This window comes from Kitasatospora sp. NPDC059160, from assembly GCF_042755465.1.
Classification (GTDB): Bacteria; Actinomycetota; Actinomycetes; order Streptomycetales; family Streptomycetaceae; genus Kitasatospora.
Genome location: NZ_JBHZCN010000174.1, coordinates 1 through 12,185, shown reverse-complemented (window position 1 = coordinate 12,185; position 12,185 = coordinate 1). Strand labels below are relative to the sequence as shown.

Annotated in this window: 10 protein-coding genes; 4 read left to right on the top strand and 6 right to left on the bottom strand. The window is 73.0% G+C overall.

Translation table 11 applies throughout. From position 1 onward, the window contains the following. Window positions 1-88: 88 nt before the first annotated feature. Window positions 89-3,088: a UPF0182 family protein gene (locus ACFXOZ_RS40455; protein WP_375894156.1), complete on the bottom strand. Its 3,000-nt coding sequence runs from the start codon at window positions 3,086-3,088 to the stop codon at window positions 89-91. A 211-nt stretch (window positions 3,089-3,299) separates the two neighbouring features. On the opposite strand from ACFXOZ_RS40455, the gene ACFXOZ_RS40450 reads away from it, so the two are divergent. Next, window positions 3,300-3,872 carry a PPA1309 family protein gene (locus ACFXOZ_RS40450; protein WP_380595030.1) on the top strand — a complete coding sequence of 191 codons (573 nt, stop codon included), beginning with the start codon at window positions 3,300-3,302 and terminating at the stop codon, window positions 3,870-3,872. Between the two features lie 194 nt (window positions 3,873-4,066). Here the strand turns inward: ACFXOZ_RS40450 and ACFXOZ_RS40445 are convergent, their stop codons facing one another. From ACFXOZ_RS40445 to ACFXOZ_RS40430, 4 genes are all read right to left on the bottom strand, one after another. Beyond that, window positions 4,067-5,179, bottom strand: coding sequence for a PDZ domain-containing protein (locus tag ACFXOZ_RS40445; RefSeq protein WP_375894162.1), 1,113 nt, complete (start codon window positions 5,177-5,179; stop codon window positions 4,067-4,069). 42 nt (window positions 5,180-5,221) lie between these two features. After that, window positions 5,222-5,413, bottom strand: coding sequence for a hypothetical protein (locus ACFXOZ_RS40440; protein WP_375894165.1), 192 nt, complete (start codon window positions 5,411-5,413; stop codon window positions 5,222-5,224). 302 nt (window positions 5,414-5,715) lie between these two features. Further along, a complete protein-coding gene (locus ACFXOZ_RS40435) occupies window positions 5,716-6,156 on the bottom strand; it encodes a molybdenum cofactor biosynthesis protein MoaE (RefSeq protein WP_375894168.1) in 441 nt (146 codons plus the stop codon). A 114-nt stretch (window positions 6,157-6,270) separates the two neighbouring features. Further along, window positions 6,271-7,386: an NAD-dependent epimerase/dehydratase family protein gene (locus tag ACFXOZ_RS40430; protein WP_380595032.1), complete on the bottom strand. Its 1,116-nt coding sequence runs from the start codon at window positions 7,384-7,386 to the stop codon at window positions 6,271-6,273. Window positions 7,387-7,619: 233 nt separating this feature from the next. On the opposite strand from ACFXOZ_RS40430, the gene ACFXOZ_RS40425 reads away from it, so the two are divergent. Beyond that, window positions 7,620-9,170, top strand: a complete 1,551-nt coding sequence (locus ACFXOZ_RS40425; protein WP_375894172.1) for a zinc-dependent metalloprotease — start codon at window positions 7,620-7,622, stop codon at window positions 9,168-9,170. Further along, window positions 9,167-9,754 carry an NUDIX hydrolase gene (locus ACFXOZ_RS40420; protein ID WP_380530034.1) on the top strand — a complete coding sequence of 196 codons (588 nt, stop codon included), beginning with the start codon at window positions 9,167-9,169 and terminating at the stop codon, window positions 9,752-9,754. The genes ACFXOZ_RS40425 and ACFXOZ_RS40420 overlap by 4 nt, the downstream gene beginning before the upstream one ends. An 84-nt stretch (window positions 9,755-9,838) precedes the next feature. Here ACFXOZ_RS40420 and ACFXOZ_RS40415 read toward each other — a convergent pair whose 3' ends face one another. Next, complete coding sequence (locus tag ACFXOZ_RS40415) at window positions 9,839-10,525, bottom strand: M48 family metallopeptidase (RefSeq protein ID WP_380530032.1); 687 nt, start codon at window positions 10,523-10,525, stop codon at window positions 9,839-9,841. A gap of 333 nt (window positions 10,526-10,858) precedes the next feature. On the opposite strand from ACFXOZ_RS40415, the gene ACFXOZ_RS40410 reads away from it, so the two are divergent. Continuing rightward, window positions 10,859-11,938: a ThiF family adenylyltransferase gene (locus ACFXOZ_RS40410; RefSeq protein ID WP_380530044.1), complete on the top strand. Its 1,080-nt coding sequence runs from the start codon at window positions 10,859-10,861 to the stop codon at window positions 11,936-11,938. Window positions 11,939-12,185 lie beyond the last annotated feature (247 nt).

Sequence of the window (12,185 nt, the reverse complement as noted above, 5' to 3'; positions counted from 1 at the left end):
GTACGTCCAGTACGAGGCCGACTCGGGCGCACGCCCAGCCGGGCGCCCAACGCCGCGCGCTGATCTGCCAAGATCCGCCGGACAGGCCCTAGGGGTGCGGACTGGCCGCCCCCGAGCCGGTCGGCGTCGCCGTCGGCGCCGGTGCCTGGCCGCCCGCCCGGGCCGCCTCGGCCGCCTTCAAGGCGTCGCCGAGCGCCTTCTGGGCGTTGCCGTACGCCACCCAGTCGCCGTTCTTGAACGCGGTCTGGCTGTCGTTGTACGCCTTCTCCGCGTCCCCGAGCGCCCGCTGGAGCTCCGGCGAGATCGTCCCGCCCGGCGCCGGGGTGCCCGGCGCGGTGGGCGTCGGAGTCGGCGTGCCGGCGCCGCCGGGCGTCGTCCCGGTGCCCGGGGACGTCCCGGTGCCCGGCGTCGCCCCGCCCTGGCTGGACGGCGCCACCGGCGTGGCCGGCGGGGCCTGCCCGGCGAACAGCTTGCGCAGCGCGTCGTCCAGGGTGTTCTCGAACGCCACGTTGTCGTCCCCGTACACCGCCAGGACCTTCTGCAGCGTCGGGTACTTGGCGCCGCGCCCGCGCACGTACACCGGCTCGACGTTCAACAGCCCGCCGCCGACCGGCAGGGTCAGCAGGTTGCCGTACTCCAGCTCGGTGTCGCCGCCGCTCTTCAACGCGAAGATCTGGTTCGCCACCTCCTGGCGGGAGTTGAACTTCGACTGCACCAGGCCGGGGCCGGGGGCGCCGCTCTCGCCGGTCATCTTGAGGATGCGGATCTTCCCGTAGTCCTCGCCCGGGTCCGCGTTGACGGCCATGAAGGCCGCCAGGTTCGGCCGCTGGTTGGGCACGAAGGTGCTGGTCAGCGAGAAGCTCGCGGCCTGGGCGTCCGGCATCCGCACCGTCACGTAGTACGGCGGCTGGACCTGCTTGGTGTCACTGGTCGGGTCCACCGGGACCTGCCAGATGTCACTGCCGTTGAAGAAGGAGTTGGCGTCCGTCACGTGGTACTGGCCGAGCAGGTCGCGCTGCACCTTGAACATGTCCTGCGGGTAGCGCAGGTGCGGCAGCAGCGTCGCCGGGATGTCCGACTTCGGCTCCACGGTGCCCGGGAAGGCCTTCATCCAGGTCTTGAGGACCGGGTCCTTCTCGTCCCACTGGTAGAGCTTCACCTCGCCGGTGTAGGCGTCCACCGTGGCCTTGACCGAGTTGCGGATGTAGTTGACCTGGTTGGCGGCGGTCAGCAGCTCACCGCGCTGGTTGGTCAGCGAGTCCTTGGTCGCCGTGCCCAGCGTCGTCTTCGACGAGAACGGGAAGCCGTCCGAGGTGGTGTAGCCGTCCACGACCCACACCACGTGGCCGTCCTGCACCACCGGGTACGGGTCGGCGTCGATCGACAGCCACGGCGCGACCTTCTCCACCCGCTCCTTGGGCGTCCGGTTGTAGATCACCTTGGCGCCGTCGGTGATCGCCCCCGCGTACAGCATCTGCGGCTCGGCGAAGCGCACCGCGTACGCGGCCCGGGTGATCGGGTTGTCCAGCGAGACACCGCTGTCACCGGTGTACGTGTACTCCACGTTCTGACCGGTCTTGACGTCGGTGTAGTCGATCTCCTTGTTCGAGCCGCCGACGATCGAGTACGTCGTCGTCTTCTCGCCGTAGTAGATCCGCTGCTCGTAGTCGCCCAGCGCACCGGTGGCCGGCAGGCCGGACTCGGTGAACACCGGCCCGCCCTTGTCGTCGACCTGGTTGCCCTTGGCCAGCGCCGCGCCGTAGCCGTGGGTGTACTTGAAGTGGTCGTTGATCCAGTTCCGCTGCACCCCGTTGAGGTCCAGCTCGCGCAGGCCGATCACGGTGTCCTGCTTGCCCGTGGGCGTGCTGTAGCGGTCCACCGAGAGGGTGCTCGGGAACGCGTAGTAGTTGCGCTGCTGCTCCAGCGACTGGAACGTCTGCGACACGATGTTCGGGTCCAGCAGCCGCACGTCCGCGATGGTCTGCGCGTCCGGCTTCAACGCGTCACCCGTGGTCGAGCCCTGCGGGCTGTACGGGGTGGTCTGCGCGTCCGCGATCCCGTACGCCTGCCGGGTCGCGTCGATGTTCTTCTGGATGTACGGCGTCTCCTTGGCCTGCTCGTTCGGCTTGACCTGGAACTGCTGCACGATCGCCGGGTACAGCCCGCCGATCAGCACCGCCGACAGCACCATCAGCCCCAGCCCGATCAGGGCCGGCGCCCAGGTGCGGCGGATCGGCGTCAGGAAGAACAGCACCGCGCAGATGATCGCGACGAAGAACAGGATCGTCTTCGCCGGCAGGAACGCGTTGGCGTCCACGTAGCGCAGGCCGGTCCAGCCCGAGACCCCCTTGTAGGAGCCGGTCTTCACCGCCAGCGCGTACCGGTCCAGCCAGTACGCCACCGCCTTCAACAGCACGAACACGCCCAGCAGCACCGCCAGGTGCCCCTGAGCGCCCGCACTCGCCCGCCGGCCCGGGCCCTGCAGCCGCAGCCCCCCGTACAGGTAGTGCACCAGCGCCGAGGTCAGCAGCGAGACGATCACCGCGCTGAACGCGAAGCCCAGCACGAACTCGTAGAACGGCAGGTCGAAGGCGTAGAACGAGACGTCCATGCCGAACTGGGCGTCCTTCTCACCGAAGGACGTCGCGTTCGTCCACATCAGCCAGGTCCGCCACTGGCCGGACGCCGCCGCGCCCGCCACCAGGCCGATCACCAGCGAGACCCCGATCAGCGCCCAGCGCTTGAACGGCGCCAGGCCCGCCCGGTAGCGGTCCAGGCTCTGCTGCTCCACCGACATCGCCGACAGCGGCGGCCGCAGCCGGTGCGCCAGCCACACGTTGAAGCCGACGATCACCGCCATCAGCAGGCCGAAGACCCCGAACAGCCCGACCTTCGTCCACAGCTGGGTGGTGAACACCGAGGAGTAGCGCACCGACCTGAACCACAGCCAGTCCGTCCAGAACCCGGCGAACATGACGAACAACAGGAACAGCACCGCGAGTACGCCCAGGGTCAGCAGGGCCACCCGCGCCCGCCGGGAGGGCGGGCCCACCCTCCGCCGGAAACCCGGCCCTGAGCGTTCCGGCATCTGGAATACCACGGTGGCACCTCAGCTGTGTCGTCTGGAATCGGTCGGTCGTCAGAGCAACTTAACCAGTCTTCGACCGAGTTCCCACCGTTAGCAGACGGTTACGACACCGTTCGCCCGCAACCCCCCGCCGCCCCGCCCGGACACCCCGCCCCGGGCCCCCGGGACCGCCCCGGCGAGCGGGCGCCGCCCGGCGTGTGAGGATTGAGTCATGTCCGACGCGCCTGATCTGAACAACTCCCCCGACGACGTCTCCAAGCTCCCCGCCGCCACCCCCCTCACCCGGGCCGCGCTGGAGATCGACGAGTACGCCGCCACCCTCGGCTGGGACCTCCCGGCCCGACTGTTCGCCCTGGTGGACAGCGCCGCCCTGCGCAAGGCCGACCCGCGCATCGCCAAGCAGCTCGGCCTCGCCGACAGCGACGAGCCCGGCCTCACCCCGGTCGAGCAGGACGAACTCCCGGCCGGCATGGAGCTCGACAAGTTCCTCGGCACCATCGCCTGGCCCGCCGCGGTGGCCGGCTGCGCCCTGGTGGTCGAGCGGCTGATGCTGCCGCCGGGCGCCGAGCAGTCCCGCCCGCGCGGTGCCAGCGACGCCCAGCTCGCCGAGTGGGTGGCCAACCACCCCAAGCGCGAGGAGGTGCGGATCACCGCCGCGGTGCTGCGCGACGGCAAGAAGGAGATCGCCCTGCGGCTGCGCTCCAAGGACGTCGCCCGCGAGGTGCTGACCGGCCCGGACCTGGTGCCCAGCCTGACCGAAGCGCTGCTGGCGACCTTCTCCTGACGCCGGTTCCCGCCCCCGCCCAGGGCCCGCCTAGGGCCTGTCCGGCGGATCTTGGCAGATCAGCGCGCGGCGTTGGGCGCCCGGCTGGGCGTGCGCCCGAGTCGGCCTCGTACTGGACGTACTTGGGCGATTCGGGCGTGCGTCCAGGCGGGATGCCCGGCGTCGCGCGCCTGGCAAGATCCGCCGGACAGGCCCTAGCGGGGGCAGGACGGCAGCGCCGAGGCCTGCCCGGAGCGGATCTGCTCCAGCGACTTGAGCGCGCCGTCCAGGGTGTCCGTCTTGATCAGGGTCAGCCCGGACGGCACGTTCTTGGTGGCCTCGGCGCAGTTCGAGGCGGGGGTGAGGAAGTACTCGGCCCCGGCGTCCCGGGCGGCGATCAGCTTCATCGATATCCCGCCGATCGGGCCGACCTTGCCGTCGTCGTCGATGGTGCCGGTGCCCGCGACGAACTTGCCGCCGGTGAGGTCGCCGCCCGGGGTGAGCTTGTCGATGATGCCGAGCGAGAACATCAGCCCGGCGCTCGGGCCGCCGACGTCCTGCAGGCCGATGTCGATCTGGAACGGGTAGGTGTGCCGGATCCCGGTGCCGATGCCGACCACCGCGAGCTCGGCCCGCTCGGCCGGCGCCTTCGGGTCGAGGTCCTTGGCCCGGACGGTCGGCACGGTGACGTCGGTCCTCGTCCCCGGGGTGGCGGAGCCGTTGCCGGAGGTGTCCTTGGCCCGCGGCACCACGGTGAAGACCACCGACTCACCGGGCTTGTGCTTGGTGACGGCGGCGACCACCTGGTCCACCGAGTCGACGGCGGCGCCGTCCACCGCGACGATCTGGTCGCCCGCGTGCAGCCGGCCCTCGGCCGGGGCCCCCGCGGTGACCGACTTCACGATCAGCTCGTTGCCGACCGGGACGCCCAGCTGCTTGAGCGCGGCGGTGCGGGCGCTGTCCTCGGAGGAGGCGAACTCCTCGGCGTTCTGCTTCTTGGCGTCGGCGTCCGACTGCCCCTTGGGGTAGACGTTGTCGTGCGGCACCACCAGCACGTCGTCGCGCATCCAGCCGATCACCGCGTTGACCAGGCTGGGCTCGTACTTGGCCCCGGTGACCTGGACGGTGGTCATGTTGAGGTGGCCGCTCGTCCGGTACGAGTCGTGGCCGGTGATGGTGATCACCGGCTTGCCCCCCTGCTCGCCGAGCGTGTTGTACGTCGGGCCCGGGCTCATCTCCGTGTACGGCACCTTCATCAGCACCGAGACGCAGAGCAGCGCTATGAGCAGCAGGGTGGCAGCGAGCATCGTCGCGGAGCGGCGTGGCATGCCTCGACAGTACGGGACGCCCGTGACGCGGCGCCCGCCGGGCTACCGGCCGGAACCCTCCCCGGGGGCGGCGGAGCCCGCGGTGGTCCGTTCCATCGCGGCCATGAAGCGCCGGTGCTCGGCGAGCGAGGCCGGGTCGCCGGTGGCCCTCGGGGCCCGCTGGGCCCACCCCGCCCACGCGGCCGCGACCAGGACGGCGACAACCGGAATGATCAGCCAGGCGAGCGCACCCATGTCAGTACTCCCAGCTCCTCGGGTCTATGAGCAGATTAACCACCCCGGCGGACAACGCGGCCGGCGCCATCCGGGTTACGGGACGGCCGATCGGCTCACTTCCAGGGAGTATCCGGCGCCCCCGGCCGGACCCGTTCGGGTGAGGCCGCGGCGCGCCTGACCCGAAGGACGTGCTCCGTGTGCGGGCGGTTGCACCGCGTCCGCGCGGACGGGCGGCCGCCCACCGCCCCGGGAACGGGAGTCCGGTCAGAAGCCCCCGGGGCCGGGAGTCCGGTCAGCAGCCCCCGGGGCCGGGAGCCCGGTCAGCAGCCCCCGGCGCCGACCCACTCCTCCTCGCCGTCGGCGAAGACCTGGTGCTTCCAGATCGGCACCTCGTGCTTGAGGTCGTCGATCAGCCGGCGGGCGGCCGCGAAGGCCTCCCCGCGGTGGGCGCAGGAGACGGCGACGATCACGGCCTTGTCGGTGATCTCCAGCCGGCCCACCCGGTGCACCGCGGCGAGGGCCCGCACCGGGAAGTCGGCGACGACCTTCTCGGCGATCCGGCGCATCTCCGCCTCGGCGGTGGGGTGGCAGCTGTACTCCAGCGCGGAGACCGACTTGCCGCCGTCGTGGTCCCGGACCGTCCCGACGAAGACGGTGGTGCCGCCGGCCGCGTCGTCGCCGACCGCCTCGTACACCTCGTCCAGCGAGAGCGGGGTGTCGCGGACGGCGAGCAGCCGGATGGGGTCGTGGTTCTCGGACATGACCCCATGATTCCCCATCGGGGGCCGATCGGGGCAAGGGGCTTCCGCATCACGATTCCGAAATTTCGCATCGTGAGAAACGGCGCCCGCCGGGCGCCCCCAGCGGGTGCCGACTCAGAAACGGCGCCGCTTGCGGGCCCGGCGCACCAGCGCCGCCGTGCCGACCAGCGCCACCGTCGCCCCGGCCGCCCCCAGACTGGTCGCGGCCTCCTTGCCGCCCAGCCGGCGCCCCGCCACCGCGTGCTTGCCCGACACCTGCGCCAGCAGCTCGGCCAGTACCTGCTCGTTGGTGAACTCCGGACGCCAGCCCGCCTCGTGCAGCCTGCTCCCGGACACCACCCACGGGTACATCGTGTACGCCAGGTCGCCCGCCGGCGCCGGGGTCAGCCCCAGCCGGTGCAGCCGCGCCGCGGTGCCGAGCGCCAGCGCGGCCGGAAGCTCCATCCGCCGGATCCCCGACAGCCGCTCCACGTCCTCCTGCTCCAGCCAGCCGTCACAGCCGACCGTCACCTCGCCCTCCACCAGGCCCAGCGCCGCGTACTCCAGCGCCGCCGCCAGGTCGTCCACGTGGCAGAACTGCCAGCACGGACGCGAACCGGCCACCACCAGCAGCCGGGGCGCCTCGAAGTGCCGGGTCAGCACGGTGTCCACACCGGGGCCCACCACCACGGCCGGGCGCAGCACCGTCACCTGCAGCCCCGGGTGGGCGCGCGGCGCCCGCCGGGCCAGCCGCTCGATCTCCAGCAGGTCCCCGACCAGCGAGGCCTCCTCGGTCGCCCGCAGCTCCGAGTCCTCGGCCAGCGGCACCTCGTTGTCGGCCAGCGCGCCGTAGACCATCGCGGAGGTGCACAGCACCACCCGGTGCACCCCGGCGGCCGCGGCCGCGGTCAGCACCGTCTGGGCGCCGCGCACGTTGTAGGCGCTGCGGGCCCGCGGATCGGACTCCATGCCGAAGTCCATCGCCAGGTGCACCACCACGTCGACCCCGGCCAGCCGCTCGGCCACCGCGGGGTCCCGCACGTCCAGGACGCGCCACTGCACGCCCGGGACCTCACCGCGCCGGTCGTCCACCGCCAGCACCCTGCGCACGTGCGGGGAGGCCACCAGCCGGGCGGCGACCCGCTCGCCCAGCACCCCCGCGGCACCGGTCACGGCCACGGTCAACGGCCGCCCGCCGTAGGCTGGAGGCGGCGACGCCGTGGCGTCCGGATCGTCCTCTCCAGCGGTCAGCCCAGAGCGAACGTCCGAAGGCGGGGAACTCCCCGGCCATCCTCCACGGTTAGCTTATGTGCGTACGGACGTGTGTCACGTACGTCCATCCTGCCCGAGGCGAAGGCCCGGCGGTGCACCCGGCGCGGGCCTGGCCCTCGGGAGCCGCCCACGAGTCCCCCGCTCCACCGGAGCCCCGGGCGGACCGCACTGCCCGCCACACCCGTATGACGGCCGACCGGATCGAGGACCCCGTGAGCGACCTTCCCTTCGGATTCGGCGTTCCCCCCGAGGAGCCCGAGGACGGCAAGGCCAAGCCCGACGACGCGCAGAAGAAGAAGGAGCAGGGCCAGGAAGGCACCGGCGGCCCCCAGCCGTTCGGCTTCGGAGCCGGCAACCCCTTCGGCGCGATGTTCGGCCTGCCCGGCACCCCGGGCGGCCCCGGCGGCGCCGGAGCCGACAACCCCTTCGCCGCCATGTTCGGCGGCATGAACCCCGGCGACCTCGGTGCCGCCTTCCAGCAGCTCGGCCAGATGCTCTCCTTCGAGGGCGGCCCGGTGAACTGGGAACTCGCCCAGAACATCGCCCGGCAGAGCGTCGTCGCCGAACCCGCCGAGGGCAAGAGCAAGGACCGCTCGGTCGGCGACGCCGAACGCTCCGCCGTCGTCGAGGCCGTGCGCCTGGCCGACCTCTGGCTCGACGGCGTCACCGAGTTCCCCTCCGGCGCCGGCACCGCCGTCGCCTGGAGCCGCGCCGAGTGGATCGAGGCCACCCTCCCGGTCTGGAAGGACCTCGTCGACCCGGTCGCCGAGCGGGTCGGCAACGCCATGGGCGGCGTCCTGCCCGAGGAGATGCAGGCCATGGCCGGCCCGCTGATGGGCATGATGCGCTCCATGGGCGGCGCCATGTTCGGCACCCAGATCGGCCAGGCGCTCGGCGCCCTCGCCGGTGAGGTCGTCGGCTCCACCGACGTCGGCCTGCCGCTCGCCCCGGCCGGCAAGGCCGCCCTGCTCCCGCAGAACGTCGCCGAGTTCGGCGAGGGCCTGAACGTTCCCGCCGACGAGGTCCGGCTCTACCTCGCCCTGCGCGAGGCCGCCCACCAACGCCTCTTCGCCCACGTCCCGTGGCTGCGGGCCCACCTGCTGGGCGCCGTCGAGGCCTACGCGCGCGGCATCAAGGTCGACACCTCCCGCATGGAGGAACTCGTCGGCCAGCTCGACCCGAGCAACCCGGAAGCCCTCCAGGAAGCCCTGGCCGGCGGCCTCCTCCAGCCCGAGGACACCCCCGCGCAGAAGGCCGCCCTGGCCCGCCTGGAGACCGCCCTCGCCCTGGTCGAGGGCTGGGTCGACGCCGTCGTGCACGCCGCCGCCGAGCCCCACCTGCCACAGGCCGGCGCGCTGCGCGAGACCGTCCGCCGCCGCCGCGCCGCCGGCGGGCCCGCCGAACAGACCTTCGCCACCCTGGTCGGCCTGGAACTGCGCCCGCGCCGCCTGCGCGACGCCGCCCGGCTCTGGGCGCTGCTCGCCGACGCCCGCGGCGTCGAGGGCCGCGACGCGCTCTGGGAGCACCCCGACATGCTGCCCACCGCCGCCGACCTGGACGACCCGGACGCCTTCGTGCACCGCGGCAGCGGCGACCTGGAGGGCGGCTTCGACTTCGACGCCCTCGACAAGCTGCTCGGCGAGGCCGCGGCCGGCAAGCCCGACCTCACCAAGAACGACCCGCCCAAGGGCGACGCTCCGCAGAACGACGCTCCGAAGGGCGACCAGGACGGCACCGACGGAAAGGGCGAGCCCACCGCATGACGGCCACCGGGACGGGTACGTCCACCCTCCACGCGGACGCCGTCCGCACCCTGACCGACTGGCGGCCCGCCGAGCGGGACCAGGAACAGCTGCGCCTCGACTACCTCGCGCACCTCGCCGAGCAGCCCGAGGGCCTCTACCGGTCCTGCCTGCCCGCCCACATCACCGCGAGCGCGGCGGTCGTCGACCCCGCCGCCGGGCGGGTGCTGCTCACCCTGCACCCCAAGGTCGGGATCTGGCTGCAGATGGGCGGGCACTGCGAGCCGGGCGACGCCGACCTCGCCTCCGCCGCCCTGCGCGAGGCCGTCGAGGAGTCCGGCATCCCCGACCTCACCCTGCTGCGCCAGGACGGCGTGCCCGTCCCCGCCAAGCTGGACCGCCACCAGGTCCGCTGCACCGGCAAGGACCGGCCGGAGAACACCCACCTGGACGTCCAGTACATCGCGGTGGCCCCGGCCGGGGCGCAGGCGCTGATCAGCGAGGAGTCGCTGGACCTGCGCTGGTTCGACTACGACCGGCTGCCGGAGCTGACCGACCACTCGGTGCGCGACCTCGTCGCCCGGGCCCGGGCACTGACCGCCTGACCGCCTGACCGCCTGACCGATCGAAGCGCGACACGAAGAGGGGGCGCGGACCGTACGGTCCGCGCCCCCTCTCGCCGTCCGCCCTCACCCGCAGGAAGCCCCCGGATCCGACCCCGGCCCCGGCCCCGGCGCACCGTGCCGGGCCCCCGGGATGTGCGGCAGCCGGGCCGCCGACACCACACCCTCCAAGTAGCCGCGCGCCCGCTCCGTCCGCGGATAGGCCTCCAGCAGCGCCCAGAACGCCGGACCGTGGTCCGGAACCAGCAGGTGCGCCAACTCGTGCAGCAGCACGTAGTCCAGCACGTACTCCGGCATGCCCTGCAGCCGGTGCGACAGCCGGATCGTCCCCTCGCTGGGAGTGCACGAGCCCCAGCGCGAATTCTGGTTGGTCACCCAGCGGACCTGCACCGGCTGGGCCCGGCCCTCCAGATAGGCCGCCGACAGCTCCCGGGCCCGTGCCATCAGGGCGTCGTCCCCGAGGACCCGCCGACGCTCCTGGGCCGCGAGCTTCTCCAGCATCTGCGTGACCCAGCGCTGCTCCTCGGCGTGCGACATCCGGGCCGGGATCAGCACGACGGTGCGGTCGCCCTCGCGGTAGGCGGAGACCGTCCGGCTGCGCCGGGCGCTGCGCCGCACCTCGACCCGGCTGCGGTCGTGCGCCTCCGGGGGCACCGCCCCGGCGGGCGGGTGCTGCGGCCTCGCCTGCTGCTTGTCGTGCGGCTTCTCGCGCTGCTTCTCGTCCGGGCGCCCGCGCGTACTCGGCGCCGCCATCTGCGACCCGGACGCTGCACGGGCACGCCGACGCGACGCCGGTGGATGGGAGTCCCGCTCGGCTGCCATGGCACACGACGTTACCCGGTACCACTGACAGAAGTCCGGTGCCGTGGCCGAAATCTTTCATGGAGCGATCGGGAACGAAAGGCCGACGAGGGGTGTCCGGAAACCGACGCCAGAAAGGATGGGCAGTTATCCACAGGGCCTCCGAACAGATGGTGTGATCATGCGCCCGGGCCTGTGGATAACTTTCCGCACGCCCCCGCCGCCATGGGGCATGCTGCGGTCAGCCGTCCGGAAACGATCGGAAGGGAGACCACCGTGCGCCTCATGCTCAAGCCCGCGCTGTCCCGCAGCTGGCGGGACTCCGAGACCCTGCAGTTCGGCACCGTCACCCGGTTCGCCGGGGTGCTCGGCAACGCCGACAAGACGCTGTGCGAGTTCCTCGACCTGCTCGACGGGACGCGCGAACGACCCGAGCTCCTCTCCGCCGGCGAACGGATCGGACTCGGCCGCGAGCCCACCGACACCCTGCTGAGCGAACTGCAGGAGACCGGGCTGCTCGACGACGCGGAGGCGACCGGCCGGGCACTGTCGCACTTCCCCCGGCCCCACCAGGACATCCTCGGGCCCGACCTCGCCTCGCTCTCCCTGGTCCACTCCGGACCGGGCGCCGCACCGGCCGTCCTGGTCCGGCGCGCCAGGTCCAGGATCGAGGTGCGCGGCGCGGGCCGGGTCGGCGCGGCCGTGGCGACCGTGCTCGCGGCCGGCGGCGCCGGCACCGTCACCGTGGCCGACAGCGGGCGGGTCCGGCCCGACGACTGCTCCCCCGCCGGACTGCCGCCCTCGGACATCGGGCGGCTGCGCTCGACGGTCGCCCGCGAGGCGGTGCAACGCGCGACCGGCCGCCCACTGGCCCCGGTGCCCCGGCCCAAGAGCGACGACCCACCGCCCGACTTCGTGGTCCTCGCACCCCGGGACGGCAGCGCGGCCTTCGCGGGCGGGACGTACGAGGCCCGGCTGCTGCTCCGGGCCGGAGTGCCGCACCTGTACGTGGGCGTGGTCGAGGAGTTCGGCATCGTCGGGCCGCTGGTGATCCCCGGGCGGTCGGCCTGCGGGCACTGCCTGGTGCTGCGCCGGGAGGACGAGGACGCCGCCTGGCCACGGGTCCTCGCCCAGCTCGCGGACGACGGCCCGGGCCGGGCCCGCACCCCGGCCTGCGACACGGCCCTGGCCACGGCCGTCGCCGGCCTGGCGGCACTGCACGTCCAGGTGTACCTGGACGGCGGCCGACCGCCGAGCGTCGACGGCTGGTGCGAGATCTCCGCAGGCGACGGCATGCCCCGCCGCCTGCGGCTCCGAGGACACCCGGACTGCGGCTGCCTGTGGCAACCACTGCCGCCGAGCTGAGACACGAGGAGGACAGGAGGTACGAGGAACGCACCGGGCACCGGCCCGGGCGGCTGCGGGGCTCAGCAGCCACCCGACCCGGCGCCCGGGGCCGACACGGCCAGGACGCCCGGCCAGGTGAGCCCATGGCCAGGTAAGCCCATGGCCAGGTGAGCCCATGGCCAGGTGAGCCCATGGCCAGGTGAGCCCATGGCCAGGTGAGCCCATGGCCAGGTGAGCCCATGGCCAGGTGAGCCCATGGCCAGGT

Excerpts from the sequence above, each read along its gene's own strand:
- ACFXOZ_RS40415 (WP_380530032.1), bottom strand. The coding sequence starts at position 10,525 with ATGGCGGCGCCGAGTACGCGCGGGCGCCCGGACGAGAAGCAGCGCGAG.
- ACFXOZ_RS40420 (WP_380530034.1), top strand. The coding sequence starts at position 9,167 with ATGACGGCCACCGGGACGGGTACGTCCACCCTCCACGCGGACGCCGTC.
- ACFXOZ_RS40455 (WP_375894156.1), bottom strand. The coding sequence starts at position 3,088 with ATGCCGGAACGCTCAGGGCCGGGTTTCCGGCGGAGGGTGGGCCCGCCC.
- ACFXOZ_RS40435 (WP_375894168.1), bottom strand. The coding sequence starts at position 6,156 with ATGTCCGAGAACCACGACCCCATCCGGCTGCTCGCCGTCCGCGACACC.
- ACFXOZ_RS40410 (WP_380530044.1), top strand. The coding sequence starts at position 10,859 with ATGCTCAAGCCCGCGCTGTCCCGCAGCTGGCGGGACTCCGAGACCCTG.
- ACFXOZ_RS40450 (WP_380595030.1), top strand. The coding sequence starts at position 3,300 with ATGTCCGACGCGCCTGATCTGAACAACTCCCCCGACGACGTCTCCAAG.
- ACFXOZ_RS40440 (WP_375894165.1), bottom strand. The coding sequence starts at position 5,413 with ATGGGTGCGCTCGCCTGGCTGATCATTCCGGTTGTCGCCGTCCTGGTC.
- ACFXOZ_RS40445 (WP_375894162.1), bottom strand. The coding sequence starts at position 5,179 with ATGCCACGCCGCTCCGCGACGATGCTCGCTGCCACCCTGCTGCTCATA.